The following is a 19,774-nucleotide window of genomic DNA, read 5'->3' as shown; positions in this document are numbered from 1 at the left end:
CCGATGGCCGCTATGCGACAATGGAACGGCGGCGTCCGAGCCGGCGGCAATAGGCAATGAGCGGTTGCTCGACATACCAATGGATCAGGATCCCGGCGAGGACCGACGCGACCACCGCTGCGACGACGAACAGCGCGGTCGGCAATGGATTGTGGAGCCGCGCGGATATCTGAATCAGCACGACTGCGGTCGCCGCGTGCGTGAGGTAGATCGAATAGGAGGCGTCGCCGAGCAGCATGCCGAGGGAATGCAGCGGTCCCGGCTTCTCGGTCGAGACGATGCCCAGCCAGACGACGAGCGTCGCGAACAGCGTCCACCAGAGGGCGCGGAGCCCGTTGTCTTCCGACAGTGTCGCCCCGACAAGGGCCGTTGCCAGGACCGTCGCAGCGAGTGTGAGCAGGAATGCTGCAGGATAGCGGCGCTGCACGATGGGATTCCCCCTCAGCCACAGCAGACCCAGCGCAAATCCCATGCCGAACTGAAGGTTGGGCATCATGATGTTGCCGTAACCGACCACGGTGGCGAGCGCGAGGCCTGAACCTTCGGGCTGCAGCAGTTCCGGCCACGCGAGCCAGTGAGACGCCGCGTACCACGCCAGCGGCGCAAGGAACCAGGCGGCCAGCACGTATGAAAGGGGTCGCGGCCGCAACATGGTGATTGCGAACAGGATGTAGAAAATGAACTCGTGCCTGAGCGTCCAGACCACGTGGGGCCGCAGCTCTCCGATCGGCCAGAGCGCCATGGCGCGCAGGCCCGGGAGGAGATCGATCTTCGCCGAGCCGGCCATCGACAGCAGGTTGTATCCGATCACGCATACCCACATGAAGGGAATGATGCGCAGGAAGCGCCGGCCGAAGAATTCGGCGCGCGTGCTGCGGATCGGGCCGAATGAAACAATCGTGATGATAAAGCCGCTGATGACGAAGAAGATTGCGACACCGAACAGGCCGGTTTCGGCAAGCGCAAACGGGCTCTCACCGTAAGACGGCGGCAGGCTGACCAGCCAGTTGACGTGCCAGATCACCACCAGAATGGCTGCAAAACCGCGCAGGTATTGAATTCCCGGTACGATCCCGCCCTTGGGGGACCGCGCACCCTCGATATCCGTCAATGTCGCCTCAATGCCGCGCTGATGCTCGATTTTACCGATCGCATCAGTGATCGGTCAAATCCTGATTTTTTGGCGCGATGATGATGGATGAGGCAATGCCGCAGCGATAAGGCGGCTGAATGCGGGCGTGCCGTCGATTCCGGGTTGCGTGCGGCAAGGCGGCGCTCGCCGCACGCAATCCCGGCTCGATCAGACGAACATGAAGTCGCTGCTGGTCACGTTCGCGGCAACGACGTTCTTCAGCAGGATGGTGTCGTTCGCCGTGACGTGGATCAGGGTGTCGGCACCGGACTGGCTGAGCTGGAGCTGGCTGTAGTCGGTGGCCATCAGCTTGGCGATGGCGACCGTGTCGTGGCCCGTGGCCGATCCGGCGTGGAAGCCGTTCACCGTGTCGCTGCCACCGCTGAACGAGATTGTGGTCGATCCGGCGCCGGCCACCGCGAAGGTGTCGTTTCCAGTGCCGCCGGTCAGCGTGATGCCGGCGACCTTGGCCGACGAATTGTGCGTGCCGTCCGAGTTCAGGATGTCGACATAAGCCAGGTTGCCGGCCGTGTTGTAGGAGTCGTGCTCCGTGTTGGTCGCGTTGAAGTAGAAATTGTCGTGCGAGCCGTCGGCATTGTTGACGTACATCTTCGCCTTGACGCCGTCCGTGTAAACGGTCGTCGCGTTCGAGCCGTCGGTGTTCTGGACGTAGTCGCTGGCGATCTTGCCGCTCGAATAGGTCTGGGTGTCCTTCGAGCCGTCGGCATTGGTGATGTAGACCGACGTCTTGACCCCGGCGCTGAAGTTGGTCGTCGTGGTGTTGCCGTTGGCCTTTGCCACCGTCTGGGTCACGCTGCCGGTCGTATCGTAGGTGGACGACAGGGTCGAACCGTCGGTGTAGTTCTGCACTTCGGTCGTCTTGTGACCGGTCGAGTCGTACAGATCCGTCGTGATGCTGCCGTCCGAGTTGACGACCTTGCTGTATTGCAGGGTGCCGTCGGCGTGCAGATCGGTGATCGAGGTGATGGTGCCGTCCGCCTTGCTCTGCTGGATCTCGGTCGTATAGGCCTTGCCGGTGACATTGAAGAACGTATTGGTGTGCGTGCCGTCGGCATGCGTCTCGTAGGTCGCGGTCTTGATGTCGTTGGTGTAGACCGTCGTTGCCGACGAGCCGTCGGTCTTCTGGATCAGCGTGCTGGTCAGGTGGCCGGACGTGTAGAGATCGGACTCCTTTGAGCCGTCGGCATTGGTGATGTAGACCGACGTCTTGACGCCGCTGCTGAAATTGGTCGTCGTCGAATTGCCGCTGGCCTTGGCGACCGTCTGCGTGACCGCGCCTGCGGTATTGTAGATGGACGTCAGCGACGAGCCGTCGGCGTAGTTGACGACCTCGGTCGTCATGTGGCCGGTGCTGTCATACTGGTCGGTGGTGACGCTGCCGTCGGCGTTGACGACCTTGGAGTACTGCAGGGTGCCGTCGGCGTGGAGATCGGTGATCGCCGTGATGGTGCCGTCGGCCTTGGTCTTCTGGATCTCGGTCGTGTAGGCCTGGCCGGTGATGTTGTAGAAAGTGTTGGTGTGGGTGCCGTCGGCGTTGGTGACGTACACTTTCGATTTCACGCCGCTGGCGAACACCGTCATGGTCGACGACCCGTCGGTCTTCTGGACGAGATCGCTGGCGATCACGCCGGCCGTAAACAGCTTGGTCTCCTTGGTGCCGTCGGCGCTCGTGATGTAGATTGAGGTCTGGACGCCGGCATTGAGGTTGGTGGTCGTCGTGGTGCCGTTGGTGGCCTTGGCCACGGTCTGCGTCACGACGCCCGAAGTATTGTAGGTCGTCGTGAGGCTCGATCCGTCGGTGTAGTTGCGCACCTCGGTGATCTTCTGGCCGGCCGTGTTGTAGAGGCCGGTGGTGGTGCTGCCGTCCGCATTGGTGATCTTGGTGTACTGCGTCGTGCCGTCGGCATGCAGATTGGTGAAGGCGGTCACGGTTCCGTCCGCCTTCGTCGTCTGGATCTGTGTCGTATAGGGCTGGCCGGTGATGTTGTAGAAGGTGTTGGTGTGGGTGCCGTCGGCGTTGGTGACATACATCTTCGATTTCACGCCGCTGACATAGACCGTCATTGACGACGATCCGTCGGTCTTCTGGACCAGATCGCTGGTGATCACGCCGGCCGCGTACAGCTTGGTTTCCTTGCTGCCGTCGGCGTTGATGATGTAGATCGACGTCGGAACGCCGGCGCTGAGGTTCGTCGTCGTGGCTGTGCCGTTGACGGCCTTCGAAACCGTCTGCGTCGCGACCCCTGATGTGTTGTAGGTCGTGGTCAGGCTGGAGCCGTCCTGGAAGTTCTGGACGGTTGTGATTTTCTGCCCGGCCGTATTGTAGAAGCTGGTGGTGGTGCCACCATCCGCATTGGTGATCTTGGTGTACTGCGTCGTGCCGTCGGCGTGCAGTTGGGTGATGGACGTGACCGTTCCGTCGGCCTTGGTCGTCTGGATCTGGGTCGTGTAGGCCTGGCCGGTGATATTGTAGAAGGTGTTGGTGTGGGTGCCGTCGGCATTGGTGACGTACACCTTGGATTTGACGCCGTTGGCATACACCGTCATCGACGACGATCCGTCGGTCTTCTGGACCTGATCGCTGGCGATCACGCCGGCCGTGAACAGCTTGGCTTCCTTGGTACCGTCGGCGCTGGTGATGTAGATCGACGCCAGCACGCCGGCGCTATAGTTGGTTGTCGTGCTTGCGCCGCCGGCAGCCTTCGCGACGGTCTGCGTCACCGTACCGGTGGTGTCGTAGTTCGTCGTCAGGCTTGAGCCGTCGGTGTAGTTGCGCACTTCCGACGTCTTCTGACCGGCGCTGTTGTAGAGATCCGTGGTGGTGCTGCCGTCGGCGTTCAGCACCTTGGTGTACTGCGTCGTGCCGTCGGCGTGCAGGTTGGTGATGGACGTGATCGTCCCATCGGCCTTGGTGGTCTGAATCTGGGTCGCGTAGGCCTGCCCCGTGATGCCGTAGAACGTGTTGGTGTGCGTTCCGTCGGCATTGGTCACATAGACCTTGGACTTCAGGCCGTTCGTGTAGACCGTCGTCGTGACGGTCTTGTCGGCGGCGGCGACCGTCTCGCTCGAGATGCTGCCGTCCGAATTGTAGTTGATGGTCTGTTTCGCGCCGTTTGCACTGACGATCACTTCCTGCGTCTTGACGCCGGCCGCGTACAGGATCGTGTCGCTGCTCGAGTCGACGTTGACGAGCGATTTGCTGGTGATGACGCCGTTGGAGAAGTTCGACGTCTGCGTTCCCGTCAGCGTGCCGGACGCGTTGAAGAACTTCGTCTCGCTCCAGCTCGACGTCGAGGTCGTGACGGAGAAGGAGTAACCGCCCTGGATCGCCGCGAGCGCGTTGCCGTAGTGCGAGATGATGTAGTTCATCGTCGACACTGACGCGACGGCGAGCACGTGGGTGTCGGTCAGCGTGATCGAATGCAGGGTGGGGGATGCAGAGAGATCGGCGAGCTCCGCGACGATCGTGGCGGCCGTGCCGGTGACGTCGGTGGCCTGGGCCGGATTCGAGGGCGCGCGGGCCACGCCGTCGATCTCGATGATGATGGGGTGATCGCTCACGGGAATCGTGAACGAGCTGACATTGGTGAAGGTCTCGATCGGGTCGGTTCCACTGGTCGGATCATAGACCTTGATGGACTGATGCACGCCGTCGAGCTCTACCGTGACGGTTTGGCTCGGATTGCTGATCTCGGTGTTGGTCTTCGGATCCCAGACCTTCGGCTCGGCCCAGACGACCAGATCGTAGGCGCCGTTGCTCTTGCCGAGCACCATGCTGTTGCCGGAGTCCGGCATGTTGCTCAGCGTATAGCTCAGCGGGCTCGTCGGCTGGCCGCTGCCGGTTCCGTCATCGTTGAGGATCGTCGTCAGGTTATGGACCGCGGTAGCCGCCAGCTTGGGCGTGCCGTCGTCGTAGAACAGTCCGAAATGGCTCTGCGCATCGGTATCGCTGCTGGACGAATTGCGGTCGAGCAGTTCGTAGAGATAAGTCGTGCCGACACCGTCCTTGAAGGCATCCATCAAGGTGTTGAGGATCGACTTGGCTTGCACCGACTCGTTCACGCCGAGATACGGCGTGGTGCTCAGCGTGGTGTAGCCGGTTTCGGTGATGACCGTGGGATCGCCGGGAGACACCGAGCTTGCGAGGTTCAACGCTGACGCCAGCGCGGCACCCGGCGTGGTGCCGGTGCTGACATAGGCGTGGGAGTTGGCGTAGTCCGAGGACGCGCCGAGATTGCCGAGCTTGGCGAAATCGCTGGGATCGTCGTAGCCGAGGGTCAGATTGTAGACCGGAAGCTTGGAAAGGTTCGCATCGGCCTTGATCGCGGTGTAGAGCGCCTGCTGGAATTGCGCGGCCGCTTCGATCGTCGAGCTGCCGTTGTAGCTGAACGCCTGAAGGTTGACCTCGTTCAGGCCTTCGAGCGCGATGATGCTGCCCGGGTGTGCCGCCTCGAACGCATCGAGCGCGGCGATGTACTGCTGCAGGCCCGCGGAACCTGTTGCGGGGATCGACGATGAGACGCCGAGGTCGAACTTGTATCCGTCGTTCGCCAGGCCATCGAGCACCGGCTGCGCTGCCGGGATGTTCGTCAAACCGTCACGAAGCGTGGTGACGCCGAGATATTTGAGATCGGCTTCGACGAGAGCCAGATTGTTGTAGCTGCCCCACGCATATGACACGTGCGTGTTGACGCCGATTGAACTTGTGAACGCGCTTGCCGAGAGAACAGTTTGATCGCTGCTGGTGATGGTCGCCATGACTTACTCTGGTGATGCCCGCTGTGTTGCTCCATGCGTAGCGGCAGAGTTTGTCAGTGACGTTAGAAAGAAGGCTAAAGATGTAGATATCCGCGGCTTTTCGCGGAACGAACTGCAAGTATTTTCAGCACATTGCGCGACACTGCTTGTTCCTCGCAGGAACTGGACGCGATTGCCTAATTACGATTCACAATTGGCCCGTCGTTCTACGGAATGTTCCATGACAGTCGCGTGAATCGTTTGCGCAATCGAAAATGATTCGTCGTGCGCTAATGCGCGGACGCAGTGCTCGATGGTGATGCGCCCGGCAATTGATATTCGGTTCGCCACCCAAGTCGCTGTGCGTCGCCGTCGGCGATGGCTTCGAGCAGCGGACGAAGCGCCTTTCTGGCACCATTGAGGCTGCGGTAAGCCAGGATTGCCTCGATCGCGAGCAGGCCAACGTAGCTCGTTCGATTGATTCGATAGACAATCGGGGAGGTTGTATACCGTTTCTCAATCAAGATCCGGTTCCGGCAGGCATAATAGAGCCGCCACGCCGGTGCGTCGGGGCTGACGAGCGCGCTGCGCGCGCTGGCGCTCGGCTTCTTGTCCCAGGATTCTTCGGCGTCGTTGATGCAACCGACATCCGTCAGATAGATGGCGATGCCTGCGTCCATCAGGCGCAGCGAGTAGTCGTGGTCGTCGCTGTAGAGGACGAACTCCTTGTTCGGAGGCGAAACCTTCCGGACCGCGCCGATCGGCAGCAGGAGTCCGCCATACGGTGCGGTCTCGATCCGGCGCAGATGAAACTCCCCGTAATTTTCCGGATTCCGCCGCGCGGACCGCGCAAACCGCCGCCAAAGTTTCGACGGAAGCGAGGCGAGATGAAAGTTCAGGAACGAGTTGGCGCGGATGGCCACGGCGTTCTGATCGGCGAGCAGGGTCGGATAGATGCCCCGATGCCTGCGCAATGCGCACAGCCCGATATCGTCCGTCGCGCCGAGCGCCGTATGCAGCGCGAGCAAGCGATCCAGGAAGCCGTCCTCGCCGACATTATCGTCGTCCAGAATGAGGACGAACCCCAAATCGGCGTCCTCGAGCCGCTGGGCTGCGGTGATGCCGGCGTGAAAGCCGCCGGCCGATCCCAGATTTGAATCGAGCCTGACAACGTCGACGGGAGGCATGGTTGCGAAATCGTCAACCATCACCGGCCGGTTGCATCCATTGTCGACCACGATCACGCGTTTGACCGCGGGGCTGGCCTGAACGGCGGCAACGGTCCGCCGCACCAGCTGCTCGCGTCGTCCGTATGTCACGATGACACATGCGACCGAGCGCCCCGCTTCGGTCGAGCGATTGAGGACGATCGGTGGCTTCGATTCGAGGGGAGCGTTCGACAATTTACTCTCGCTTGGCGTTAAGTCGTTCCATTCGGGCGACATTATAGATACTCAGTCGAATTGGAACGGCAATTCCTCCGGCAATTTTCGCCACAAAAGCGTGCAAACGTATGTTCGCTCCGACAGCGGCCGCGCTTTGCCGGTGAGGACTCATTGTGATCATATTGTGAAGGTCGGTCGCGCAGATGCAGGTGATGGTGGATCGGAATCGGATGCATGCAGTTTCTCGGGCGCATGGAGGCGCGATGTTCGTGGCAGTAAAGAGAATGTTTCTGGCCGTGGTGCTGCTGACGCTCGGTCTGGTGGCATCCATCGAGAAAGCCAGCGCGGGTCCGCTCACCTGGGGGGTCGATGGTCCCGACGCACGGCGCGTCGATCTGAAGGCGGTCTTTGAGGTCATGCGAGCCCGCGGGCTCACGCAATACCGCGTCGCTGCAAATCTCGCGCGGGATACCGATCCCTACGAGGTCCAGATGTACCGGGACATGCTGGCGCTGGCCAAGACCTACGGCATCACGCTCAAGCCGATCCTGGCTACTCCGTTTGCCTGGGGCGATCGCACCGACGGAGGCAAGTATCCGGCCGGCGACTGGAATGCGCTGTATCAGCAGGCCTATTCGAGAACTTACACCTTCGTGATCAATTTCAAGGACCAGATCAACGATTGGGAGATGGGCAACGAGATCAACCTTCTGGCGCTGGATTCCAGCGGCAAGAAGCTCTATGGCCACGGCTGGACCGCCGAGGAATTCGACATGCCGGTCATGAACGACTGGGTCGCGGTCCTCAAGGGCATGTCGGATGCGATCGACAAGATCAATCGCGAGCACGGGACGCATTTGCGACGGGTGCTCAACACCACGTCGACGATGTTCGGCTTCCTCGACTTCATGGCGTCGAAGGGCGTTGGATTCGATGTCATCTCCTATCACTATTATGAAGTCCTGAATCAGAATCCGAACCGCGCGTGGGGCGGCAGCAGGCAGCCCTACAATCTGTTCAAGAAGCTCGCGACCTATGGCAAGCCGGTGGTCTTCAACGAGGTCAATTGCGCGGAGATCTACAAGCCGGCCTACGAGAACGAAGCCGGCAAGCCTCTCACCGAAACGTGCTACAAGAGCCTGCACGCCACGTTGAGCTTCATCGCCAATCAGGTCGATGCCGACGTCGAGAGCGTGCTGATCTACGAGCTGTTCGACGAGCCGAAGAAGGCCCCGCCGGAAAACCGCTTCGGCCTGATGTACGACCTCAAAACGCCGAAGGTTCCGCTCTACATGCTGTCACGCTTCGCCGGAGGGCAGCTTGCGCCGCATGAGGCCGAGGAACTGACAAAGCGCGGAATGTAGGCGCGGCACACGCCGCGCCCGTGGCAACATTCGTCCTAGATCCAGAGCCAGGGGCAGACCGTGTCCAGGGCGACCCGAATGTAGAACTTCCAGATGTTGTCGGTTGCATATCCCTTGTTATCGAGGCCGCGGATGCCGCTCACGAGCGGCACCGTCCGGAACCGTGGAAGGAATTTTGACGTCTTCGGCGCGGCCTCGAAATCATCGCGCAGCGCCTTTTCGGGGAACGCGGCGGCGGACGTCTCCTCGTAGAGCTTGCACTTGCCCTGCAGGTATTGGCGATAGCCGGCCTTGGTCCACGCCATCATGTACATGTCGACCACCCTTTTGGGGTAGTTCCGCATGTTGACGTAGAAGGCGAACCCCTTCGGGGTCTTCTGGATCAGCTTGGCCAGATTCAGGACGATATAGCGGCCGGTCATCTTCCAGATCGGCGTGTCGGCGTCGCATTCCCTGATGAAGCGCGAGTTCGCCATCGCGTAGTCGAGCAGGAACAGCTCGCCGTAGCCGCGGCCGTACATCTGGGGATAGTCGAGCCCGGGAAAGGAAATGAACTCGATCTTGTCGACGATGTTCAACTGCTTGGCGATGGCCTCGAGACTGGACAAGTCGGATTCCGAGTTCTCGACGAAGACGATCTGGTCGATGCACTGGCCGACCAGCCGGCCGTAGAACCAGAGCGCGTCTTCATAGTCCTTGCGGCGGAGGGCGGGATCCTTCCGGCCAAGGCTTCGCACGTCGGCTTTCGGCGTGATGGTCGCCGTCATGATCAGGATATTCATGGGTCCTTTCGATGTCATCTCATCAATCTCTCGCGGCGGGATGGCTAGGTCGCAGCGACGCGCTCCTTGTTCAGTTCGAGATCCCGCAGGCCGAGCAGGCTCCGTGCCAGTTGCCGATGAAACAGCAGGTAGCTGATCGCGATCGTCAGGACGTATGCGGTCGTGCCGAGCAGCCAGGCTGACTTCGGCGTGGCGGCCATCTCCATGACGCGATTTGCGGCAAAGAGGCCGAGCAGCGTGGCGACGGTTGCGGGCGCAAGCGCCTTGACCAGATCGAATACCGGCAGCCTGGTCTCCCAGGAGGTGATCAGCATCGTGGCGACGGACACGATGAGCGTCACCGCAAGATAGATCTTGATGATCCCGATCAGCCCGAATCTCAGGCCGATGACGAACGCCACGATGGTCGAGATGCTGTTCGCGGTCGAAACCCAGAATTGCAGCTGAGCCTTGCCCCGCGACAGCAGCATGGCGCCGCTGTAGGCGGTGATCGACTGCGCCGCACCGGCTATCGACATCAGCCCGACCAGCGGAATGATGCCGGTCCATTTGGCCGGAAAGAACGCGGTGAAAAGGTAGTCGGCGCCGAACGTGAGATAGAGCATGCCGGGAAAGACCACGGCCGCCGTCAGCGACAGCACGCCGCAAATGATCTCGTTGCGCTCCTGCAGCGATCCTTTGGCGGCTTGACGGCTGAGCGTCGCCATGAGCACGCCGCTGCCGGGCCAGGTGATCACCATCAGCGGCAGGATCATGATCTGGTAAGCCAGACCGTACAGACCGACGGCGGCCGCGCCCACCGCGCCGCCGATCAGGACGTTGCCAACCGCGCGACCGGCAAAGTTGAGCAGATTGCTCGCCAGCACCCAACCGCCGAAGGTCAGGATCGAGCGCACGCGGCCCCATTGAAAGTTGAGCTGCACATCCTTGCGCGCGATGATGGCGAAGGCCGCGGCACGAACGATCTGGACCACCACGTAATAGGCAACCAGCGCCCAGACGCCCCAGCCCAGGAAAGCGCCGAGAACGCAGGTGAGCACCGAAACGATGACGGCGACGATCTCGACGCTGGCCACGACCTGGTAGCGCAGGTGCCGTTCCAACACGGCGCGCGGGCCGAGGGCGGCGATGGAGAGCACCACCGAAATCGACAGCGTGGCGAGCACGCTTCCCAATCCCTCCATCTCGAGACCTGCGGCGAGAGGCGCGGAGATGATCGCCAGGATCACGGCGCAGAGCAGGCCGATGGCGCAGATCAGCGTGATCGCGGCGCCCGCGTCGTCGCGATCGAGCGTTTGCCGCTGCACCATGGCGCTCGACATGCCCAGATCGGTCAACAGCGCGATGAATCCGACGAACGGCAGTGAAAAGGTGACGAGACCGAATTCGGCCGGTGCTGCGAAATACGTCATCATGACGGTCATCGCGAATTGCAGGCCGGATTTGAGAACGTTCATGCCGGACATCGACAGCAGGTTTTTCAGCATTACGTCGATCTCCGGGCGCCACGGGATGACGCCCACTCAGGTTCCATGCGGCCCAGCCCTGCACCCGCGCGTTTATCTCGCACATGCACAACTGGCAAGACAAGCAATCGGGCAGCAGGCATTGCCAAGTTGTTGGGCAGGCCATTTTTCATTCTGGCGAGCATCGCGGCGTCACGCTGTCGTTACACATCCGATCGGGATGCGCCGGCGGGCTCGAGGAAGCGCCCTTTCCACGCGAGGAGCGCGACGATGGCGGTTGCGGCCACAATCTTCGCAACCAGCCCAAGCGCGGACGCCGAGGGCACCGCCGAAAATGCGCCGATGAGCGTGGCGCCCGCGACGGATGCTGCGACGAGCCCCCATCGCGGCGTTGCGCCGAACCGCACCATGGGTCCCGCCGCGAGCACGATGACGATCCCGGTTGCGATGATCGCGCCGACCAGGACATAGGTCGGCGCTCCCGTGATCGCCTGCGTCGGCACGGCTATTGCGAGGACGAGCAGCAATTGGCAGAGGGCGACGACGACGAGACGCGTGGCGGACTTCGTCAGATGGGGCGTGATCGCGAGCGTGGACTGCAGATGGCAGTGCATGAAATAGAAGCCGGCCGCGGCCGCCGAAGTCTGGAGAAAGCTCGCCAGAATGGACGCCGGAACGAATAATTGTCCCGCGTCCGGCAGAAAGCCGATCAGGCCGCCGAGCATCACCAACGTGGCGCATATGATGAAATCGAGCAGATGGGCAACGGCCGCGCGGGAGTCGTCGGCACTGCCGCGCTCATATTGATGGACGACTTCGGGATAGTTGACGGTGTGGATGGCCGCGACCAGCACTGCAAACGGCCGCTGCAGCAGATCGATCGCCATCGAGAAGCCCGCGGTGACCGCGGGAGCGCTCGCGCCCAGCGCTGAAACGACGACGAAGCGGATCGAGACCGGGACCGAAAGGTGAAGCACGGAGGCGCCGGCGGCGAGCATCCCGTAGCGGGCGAAGCCGCTCCAATCCTCCAGCAGGGTCGGGCGCGTTACCTTCTGAAGTTTGTGAGGATGCAGCAACTGCCCGGCGATCAGGCTGGCGATTTGCGCGCCCAGCATGCCGAGCAGCGCCGCCTGCGCCGTGCCGTACAGCCACGCGGCGGCCGTCGCGCCGCCCACCATCAGCGTGGCTCGCAGAATGAGCAGAAACGCGGCTGCGCCAAGCCGGTGCGAGACGCGGACAACCATGAAGTGGAGATCGGTCGCGCCCTGCGCTACGGCCAGTGCAAGGCCGACCAGACCTACGCTCGCGGCGATCGGGGGCGCGATCGACACGGCGAGGCCCCCGATCACCAGAAGCGCGAGCGCGCTGGCGAGCGCGGCGCCGAACAGGGACGTTCTCAGTCGCGCCGCGTCGTCCGGCATGGCGGCGGCCAGAAAGCGCACGCCGGCCAGTTGCAGCCATTCGAACATCAGCACGCTGAGCAACTGACTGGAGGCGAGCGTGAGGGAGAAATTGGCGTAAGCGAGCGGCGAGAGGATGCGGCCGAGCAGGAAGATGAGGATGATCGCCGCCGCACTCTGGTAGACGACGCCGACAAGCGCGAACAGACGGGTCATGGGAGGTTCAGGCCGCGGGCTGAGGCGCAGGACGGAATGGGCTCGTTGCGCAAACCGGTCATCCCAGTGCTATTGCTTGTGCCGGCTCAGGAGCTCGAAGGCGTCGCGATATTCGGCGATGACATCGGTGAATGTCCGATGGTTGTTCTTTTCGTTGAGCTTGTCGACCATCGCCGCCAGCTCCGCGGGATTCGACATGATGCGCAGAATGCTGTCTGCGAGCGACTTCGGATCGGGCGCGGTCAGCCAGCCGACGGCGCCGCGCTTCACGGCCTCGGGAATTCCGCCGAATTGCGTTCCGAGGAAAGGCTTTCGTGCGGCTTGCGCGTCAGCAACGACGAGCGGGCCCGGCTCCTCCCAGATCGGCGGAATCACGACGACGTCGATCTGACGGTAGAATGTCTCGGGCTCGACGAAGCCGAGAAACTCGATCCTCGCCTTCGGCGCCATGGCCCGGATCTCGTGCTGTATCTCCGCCTCCGCGACGCCCGCGATGACGAGGCGCACCTTGTCATGGGGAAGATAGGCGAACGCCTTGATGAGATTGTAGATGCCTTTTTCTTCGGTCAGACGGCCGATGAATCCGAGGGTCAGGATGGGACCCGCGGAATACTTCGAAGGCGCGGAGACCGGCATCGTCGATGCATGGGGGATGACCTTGCGCAGCTGCGTATCGGCGAACAGGCCCGTCTCCAGATGGATGTCGAGGATGCGCTGGCTCACGCCGACGACGCCGCGCAGATATTTGGTTGCGCTTCGGCGATTGATGGTCAGCAGCCTGCAACTCATGCAGGTATGCTCGCAGGCCTTCCCCTTCGAGAAGCGCGAGCACCGCGGGCAGGTCAGGTAGTAGTCGTGCAACGTGTGAAGCACCGGCACATTGAGCTCGGCCGCCGTCTTCCATACCGCCGTGGTGAGGCCCGAGAGGTTGTTCGAGTGTAGCACGTCGGGCTTGAATGCCTTGATCCTGCTGGCCACAAGTTCAGCGTTTTGACGCCAGTCCTCCGTCGCGTGCCACAATCCCCGCGCAGGCGCGCTGCGCTGTCCGGTGAAGGGCCGGTAGATGTTGTGGACCGGCGCCGAATATACGTCGATGCCGTTGCTCGTCTCCATCGCCTGCTCAGGCAGCGAGGCGGCGCGAACGACTTCGACTTCATCGCCACTCTTCAAAAGGCCTTCGGCAATGCGGCGCACGAATATCTCGGCCCCGCCGACCACCTTCGGTGCGCCCGGTGTCGGGTACAGTGACGATGTGATCAATATCCTCATGGGAAGGATCTCATCCAATATACATTTGTGAACGAACCCCGAGAGTTCTTCTCATCTTTCTCCATCGGTGTTCGAAGTGCCTTCCAAATAAACGTCGAGATATTGTCCGGTGACAGCTTCCGGTGTGAAGCTGGCTGCAAAGTCAGGCCGAGGCGGGAAAGTCTGCTTCCATTTTGCCGCCTCACTGATTGCCTGCTTCATCAGTTCGGCCAGTTTGTGGTGGTCACTTGGCTCGTACGAGCCGAGTGTCGTCGAGAAATGAGAGATTTCTGGTATTCCGCCGGCGGTTGAGCAAATGGTCGCGCGTCCGGCATTGATGCTTTCTATCAGTGTCCGCGGCAATGGCTCAGGCCAAACCGAGCTAATTAGGCAAACATCCACGGCGGAGTAAAATTCCGCGGACTTCACGAAGCCAAGCCATTTGATCCTCGGATTATCATACCGTCCCTTCAGCTCTCTCACGTAAGCTTCAAGGCCCTTTCCGGCGATTTTGAGTTGCCAGCCCGAATCGGGGAGCAGAGAGACTGCTTTCAGGACGACATCGATGCCTTTTTCGGGCTCAATCCGGCCGATGAAGCCGAAAGCCAGGTCGGCGTCCGGAGACGGCGGGGCAAGTCCCGCGCTGGCGTCCGCGATGTTGTAGATCACCTTGTGAGGTACGCCCGGGAAGAAGCCGGGTTTCAGGTGCCGGTCCAGCACGTACTGGCTGTTGGAGACCACCGCATCGACCATGCGCGAGGCATAGAGATACGGCACGGTCATCGTCTTGCATGCCAGGCAGCGCTCCTTGCACGTATCGCCCTTGCTGAACAGCGTCGACCGTTTGCAGATGAGTGAATAGTCCCGCAGCGTATGGACGACACGGATATTGCGACGCTTGGCCTCTGCCCACAGCGACACGGAGAATCCGGTCAGATTGTTGGTGTGAACGACGTCCGGCTTCTCGGTGTCGAGGATCGCGGCAAAGCGCTTGGCTGCGCGCCTGTTCCAGGTATCCCGCAAGTGCCATCGCAGCCGGTCGATCCGTGGCGGTTTCCGCGTCTGTCCAAACGGCCAGTATGTATTGTCGATCTGCACCCGATAGGTGCGGATGCCGTTGCGATCTCCTACCGAGACGTCGCCCGCCTCCTGCAGGCAGACGACGGCGACCTGGTGGCCCTTGCGCATGAAGGCTTCTGCGAGCAGCGATACCGATACCTCTGCTCCGCCCATGATGTCGGGAGGATAGAGGGTGTTCACGATAAGTATCTTCAACGATCGCCTCATGCGTTGATCGTAGACGGGGGGTGCACCTCGCTTGCCACGCAATAGCTGGCTCTGCAATCGCATTCGAACCCAAAACGACGTGAACGATCACGTCGGAATGAGGCCGAAATTGTCACACGATATTCAAGAAGCGGGCCATGACATCCCGCCCGGATCTTCGCGCGTGGCGAGATCCGGGCAAGAGAGAGTCTCGAGCGTGGCGTTACTTGGAGTTGACCACGACGCTGGAGATATTCGACGCGTTCGTTGAAGCTGCGTCCAGCGGGGCCATGAGCTTGATGAACTCGGTCGACGGCGATTCAGCGACCGAGATCACGTCGTGGTCGCGCATCCTGAACGTGTCAGCCTGGAACCAGCCATCCGGCTTGCTCATGTCGAACTTGTAGACGGCAGGAATGGTCTTGGTCGGGAACTGCGACACGTCGACACCGATCTGCTGGAGCAGCGGCTTCGGCTCGAAACGATAGACGTAGATCGACTTGGAATCGGCGCGAGAACCATCGAGACCGCCGGCCTTCGCGAGCGCCTCGGCGAGCGACATGTTGTCGTTCTCGAAGGTGAAGCGGCGGTTGTTGGTGCCGCCGATCGAACCCGGCGACGGCGTCGAGCCGAACGCCATGTACACCCGCGGAATGCGCGTCAGGAAGACGACGTCGCCCGGAGCGAGCAGCACGTCCTGGTCCGGATGGTGCACGACGGAGGACATCGTCTCGTTGTAGGTGCGTCCCTCGCGCTTGATCGTGATCGTGCTCTCGTAGGACGGATATTTCGGGCCGCCGGCGCGCGCGATCGCACCCATCAGGCGAATGCCGCCCGGGTCGACCGGGAAGCGTTGCGGCGAATTGACTTCGCCGAGCACGCTGATCTGGTTGCCGCGCTGTTCTGCGACGCTCACGACCGCTTGCGGATCGATGGCGCGATCCTTGAGGCGTTCGCGGATGATGTTCGAGACGGCGCGCGGCGTCAGGCCCGAGACCTTGATCGATCCGGCGTAGGGGATGTTGATGTTGCCGGACTGGTCGACCTGCTGGCGCGGGATGTCGACGAAGTTGCCCGGCCTCACGCCGGCTTCGCGCGGAATGAACAGGCCGCCAGCCTGGGCTTCGTACACGGTCACGGTGACGATGTCGCCGACGCCGATAGTGACGTCACGGTAATTGCCGCCGGGGAGGCGCGAGAAGATCAGTCCGTTGCTGTCCGTAAACCCGTTGGTCGCCTGCAGCACGGCCGGATTGACCGGCATCAGAGCATAGGCGAGCGGCGCGGTCGGCTCGGTGACGAGCGCCGCATGTGTTTGCGTGGACACGGCATCGGGAGCGTCTAACGGAATGAAGCCCGAACAGCCAGCCAAAGACATGCTGATCGCAGCAACGGCCAGAATCCGGCTAATCCCGAAATTCGAGTGAGCTTGCTCGGTATTAGCCAATGTCATTCCCTCGTACACACGTAAAATCTGAATCACCGTAGCAACTGTCCAGCTACTGAGTCACTGCTGCGTCTTCGTGATTATGGTAAAGCACTTATGGCTGTGACCTTATTGCAACTTGTGAACACGCGTACACGAGCATTTTTCTGATCAAATCTTGTGCGAGATGTGCTCTTTTCTAAGCAACTCGCAAATTAGACATGCCAGTGTCAGATCGATGTCACGATTGGGTCCTCGGTTCATCCAGCGAGCAGCGCGCGAGCGCGACCGTCGCATCCGACGACATCTCCGCGAGGCGGCGCCGTCGCAAACTCCAGCGATAAACTCCAGCCATAAACTCCAGGTGTCGAATTCGAATCAGAGCGTCCCTGCGTTGTATTTCGCGGGGCACACGGCGGGCTTCGCTGTGGCCCGTCAGGATTTGCATCGATAATTCCGTCACGGGATTCCGCCTCCATTAACCCCTAGATTTGGAAGCTGGCGTCACGCTGGCGTCCGTAAGGTCTTCCTAATCCCGTTCCGGCTAGGTGTCGGGCAAACAAAAGGGAAGGCGAAGACAATGTTGCAAACCGGGCTGTTCGCGGCCGGCTTTCTCATCTGTGCGATGGCCGTCATGTTCGCGATCGCGTGGTCGTTCTCCGATCAACGCGTCATCGACGCCGATCTGGCGCGGGACGACGCCCGCCGGATGGCCTGATCGACAAGGTCTCTACGGTCGCAGATTGTTCGGGAAATCGGACTGCAGCTTGGCCTCGCCGGCCTCGCTCTCGCTCAATTGCAGCACGTCGGCATAGACCGCACTCAGGTTGCGATGGGTCTGCTCGATGTCGTAGAGGCGGGTGAAACGCTCATATCCGGCCCGGCCGACTGCAGATAGGTCGAGCCTGGTTGCGCGCTTGAATCCTTCAACCAGCTTTTCGGGCGAGACTTCGTCGCACAGCACGCCTGTGGCGCCGTCTTCGACGATTTCCGGCAGGGCGCCGATGCGGAATGCGATGATCGGCTTGGCCGCCCGCATCGCCTCGATGGCGACGAGGCCGAATGCCTCCCAGCGCGACGGAATCGCCACCATGTCCGCCTGATCCAGCTCGGCCTCGATCTGGTTGCGATCCATCCAGCCCAGCAGCGAGACGTTGGAGGGCAGGTCGCTTCTGCGGAATTTGCTGACGACCGAGGCGCCGATCAGGCGCACATCCAGCGTGTCTCCGAGCGCGCGGGCCGCCTCGATCAGGAGATCATATCCCTTCTGGCGGTCGAGGCGTCCGATGAACAGGACCTTGATCTTCTCCGACCGCCATGATGCTGCGCGCGTATCGGGCGCGGGGCGCTGCTTGGAAATCCCGTTATGCACGAGGACGAGACGATTTGCCGCGATTCCGACCCGCCTGGCATCGACCTGCTCGCTCTCCGAGATGCAGACGATGCGATGGGTCAGCTTCGACAGCAGGAGCTCGGTGAACTCCGTGACCGCGCGGCTGAGACGGCCCGTCTCGCGGCCGAAGGCCCATCCGTGCGGGCAATAGACGATGCGCGAGCGTCGGTACGTCAGCCACAGCACCGGCCGCACCACGAGCCCGGCGAACGACGAATGCAGGTGAATGATGTCCGGTCGTTGCTGCCGGACCGCGCGCATGGTCGCGGACAGCATGGCGAACAGGCCGATCGCGTTGCGACCGTCGCGCGGGAAGGTGGTGACCGCCTCATCCTCGATGTTGACCAGATCGTCGCGATGATCGGACGGAACGACATAGCTGACATTGCCGCGTCCGAAGCTCGCGCTCTGATGCGGATGAAGCTCGTTGAGATAGGTTGCGATGCCGCCTCTCACCGTTTCGGCGACATGCAGAACCTTCAGGCCGCTGGACAACGGTCGATCCTTCCTTGTCTTGCAGAGACCATGTGTACCGTCTCCAAGCAGCAATATTTGGGCCGCATCATCGCGCCGCTCCGCCGGATGCGGCCTGCGGAGCCGATTTGGCGAGCACGTCGAGCATGGCGGCGGCCGATTTGGTCCACGAATAGGTCGCGAGCCGCTCCCGCTGCTTCGCTTGTTCCGCCGGCGAAATCCTGCCGAGATCGATTCTTTCGTGCATTCGTGCGGATAGCTCGCCAGGGTTGAGCGCATCGAAATAGACGGCGGCGTCGGCACAGGTCTCGCGAACGGCTTCCGCGGAACTCGCAATCACCGGGCAGGCGAAGTACATCGCCTCCAGGGGCGGAATGCCGAAGCCCTCGTAGAGACTTGGAAACACGAAAGCAGCAGCCCGGGCGAACAGTGCGGCGACTTGCTCGTCCTTGAGGCGGCCGGCGATGACGATTCCGGCCTTCTGCTCGGTCACGCCGCCGCCAAAGACCTTGCTGTTGTCGCCTCCGACCACGACCAGCGGAACATCGGTGCGGCCGAGCCGCTCGGCGGCACGGATGGCGGTGTCGACATTCTTGTTCTTCGTCATCGAGCCAACAAACAGGAAGAATCGGTAGGGTTCGAGACGCAGGCTCTCGATGATCGAGAAGTCGGGCGCGACCGAGGCGAAATGCTCCGCACTGTTTGGAACGATCGGGATCGATCCGGGATCCAGCGAGAGCACGTCGGCAAGTTCGTTGCGTGAAAACGTCGAAACCGTTGCAATGGTTGCTGTGCGCGCCAGCAAATGTCCGAGCGACCGATGCAGAGCGAGGTATTTCCAGCTGAAGAAGTCCGGCCGCTTGAAGACTTGCGCATCGTGAATCACGACGAGATGGTCGCGGTGGAGCACCGGCCCGGAATTGGCGAGGCTGACGAGGCGCGTGCCGGCGGCCGCGCGCGCCAGATCGACCTGGTCCCACGCGTGCCCGCGCAAGGTTCCGACTTGTTTCACCTTGATGCGGTCGAGGCCGGCGAGCGTCTGGGCATCCGGGGGCACCAGAATCTGCCACTCCGCATCCAGGAGTTGCTGTGCAGCCTTGCCGCTCGTGAGCAGGCGGTCCATCGCTTTGACGATCTCGGCGGCATAGCGTTGCACGCCTGTCAGCGATTGTGTCAGGAACCTGCCGTTGATGGAGAGTTTCAAAGTCGATCTTTTTCTTTGCGCGTGTCTTGCGCGGTTGGTGCCTCAAGACTGGGCATCCGCGCGGAATGGACGGTTGATATGATCTCTAGCACATGCAGCGCTATCGTCCGAGCATCCTTGCAGCCGGATAGCATGCGTGGATGCATGATGCCATCATGTTTCCTACACATTTCGATGCGCTTACATGATCAAGACTGACTCGATGAGATCGTCATCGTCAAAACCTTGCCTCTCATGTCCTGGTCTGGCATTGCATTCGC

At 61.5% G+C, this 19,774-nt stretch carries 13 protein-coding genes; 2 read left to right on the top strand and 11 right to left on the bottom strand.

Annotation, left to right across the window (positions count from 1 at the left end; translation table 11 throughout):
* Positions 1 to 10: 10 nt before the first annotated feature.
* From QA645_RS34865 to QA645_RS34855, 3 genes are all read right to left on the bottom strand, one after another.
* Positions 11 to 1,111: an acyltransferase gene (locus QA645_RS34865; RefSeq protein WP_283045736.1), complete on the bottom strand. Its 1,101-nt coding sequence runs from the start codon at positions 1,109 to 1,111 to the stop codon at positions 11 to 13.
* 189 nt (positions 1,112 to 1,300) lie between these two features.
* Positions 1,301 to 5,911: an RHS repeat protein gene (locus tag QA645_RS34860; RefSeq protein ID WP_283045735.1), complete on the bottom strand. Its 4,611-nt coding sequence runs from the start codon at positions 5,909 to 5,911 to the stop codon at positions 1,301 to 1,303.
* 269 nt (positions 5,912 to 6,180) lie between these two features.
* Positions 6,181 to 7,293 (bottom strand): glycosyltransferase, encoded by a 1,113-nt coding sequence (locus tag QA645_RS34855; protein WP_283045733.1) that lies wholly within the window; start codon positions 7,291 to 7,293, stop codon positions 6,181 to 6,183.
* Between the two features lie 251 nt (positions 7,294 to 7,544).
* Between QA645_RS34855 and QA645_RS34850 the strand changes: the two genes are divergently transcribed.
* Positions 7,545 to 8,639 (top strand): glycosyl hydrolase 53 family protein, encoded by a 1,095-nt coding sequence (locus QA645_RS34850; RefSeq protein ID WP_283045731.1) that lies wholly within the window; start codon positions 7,545 to 7,547, stop codon positions 8,637 to 8,639.
* A 35-nt stretch (positions 8,640 to 8,674) separates the two neighbouring features.
* On the opposite strand, the gene QA645_RS34845 is transcribed toward QA645_RS34850, so the two are convergent.
* The 6 genes from QA645_RS34845 to QA645_RS34820 form a co-directional block, all read right to left on the bottom strand.
* On the bottom strand, positions 8,675 to 9,421 hold the full coding sequence (locus QA645_RS34845) for a hypothetical protein (protein ID WP_254129199.1): 747 nt from the start codon (positions 9,419 to 9,421) through the stop codon (positions 8,675 to 8,677).
* Between the two features lie 44 nt (positions 9,422 to 9,465).
* Positions 9,466 to 10,908 (bottom strand): oligosaccharide flippase family protein, encoded by a 1,443-nt coding sequence (locus tag QA645_RS34840; RefSeq protein ID WP_283045729.1) that lies wholly within the window; start codon positions 10,906 to 10,908, stop codon positions 9,466 to 9,468.
* Positions 10,909 to 11,090: 182 nt separating this feature from the next.
* Entirely contained in the window at positions 11,091 to 12,503 is a 1,413-nt protein-coding gene (locus QA645_RS34835) for a hypothetical protein (RefSeq protein WP_283045728.1), read from the bottom strand.
* A gap of 69 nt (positions 12,504 to 12,572) precedes the next feature.
* On the bottom strand, positions 12,573 to 13,772 hold the full coding sequence (locus QA645_RS34830) for a glycosyltransferase family 4 protein (RefSeq protein WP_283045727.1): 1,200 nt from the start codon (positions 13,770 to 13,772) through the stop codon (positions 12,573 to 12,575).
* A gap of 51 nt (positions 13,773 to 13,823) precedes the next feature.
* Complete coding sequence (locus tag QA645_RS34825) at positions 13,824 to 15,011, bottom strand: glycosyltransferase family 4 protein (RefSeq protein WP_254129203.1); 1,188 nt, start codon at positions 15,009 to 15,011, stop codon at positions 13,824 to 13,826.
* 229 nt (positions 15,012 to 15,240) lie between these two features.
* A complete protein-coding gene (locus tag QA645_RS34820; protein ID WP_254129204.1) occupies positions 15,241 to 16,344 on the bottom strand; it encodes a polysaccharide biosynthesis/export family protein in 1,104 nt (367 codons plus the stop codon).
* 679 nt (positions 16,345 to 17,023) lie between these two features.
* On the opposite strand from QA645_RS34820, the gene QA645_RS34815 reads away from it, so the two are divergent.
* Positions 17,024 to 17,161 (top strand): hypothetical protein, encoded by a 138-nt coding sequence (locus QA645_RS34815; RefSeq protein WP_254192231.1) that lies wholly within the window; start codon positions 17,024 to 17,026, stop codon positions 17,159 to 17,161.
* A gap of 12 nt (positions 17,162 to 17,173) precedes the next feature.
* Here the strand turns inward: QA645_RS34815 and QA645_RS34810 are convergent, their stop codons facing one another.
* Positions 17,174 to 18,331, bottom strand: coding sequence for a glycosyltransferase family 4 protein (locus tag QA645_RS34810; RefSeq protein ID WP_283045726.1), 1,158 nt, complete (start codon positions 18,329 to 18,331; stop codon positions 17,174 to 17,176).
* Between the two features lie 67 nt (positions 18,332 to 18,398).
* The gene (locus QA645_RS34805) at positions 18,399 to 19,514 is read right to left on the bottom strand and encodes a glycosyltransferase family 1 protein (RefSeq protein WP_283045725.1); all 1,116 of its coding nucleotides are present in this window, start codon (positions 19,512 to 19,514) and stop codon (positions 18,399 to 18,401) included.
* Positions 19,515 to 19,774: the final 260 nt, after the last annotated feature.

The sequence above is a fragment of the Bradyrhizobium sp. CIAT3101 genome, from assembly GCF_029714945.1.
GTDB lineage: Bacteria > Pseudomonadota > Alphaproteobacteria > Rhizobiales > Xanthobacteraceae > Bradyrhizobium.
Note: the sequence above shows the minus strand (reverse complement) of the source record. Positions and strands in the feature narration are given on the sequence as shown.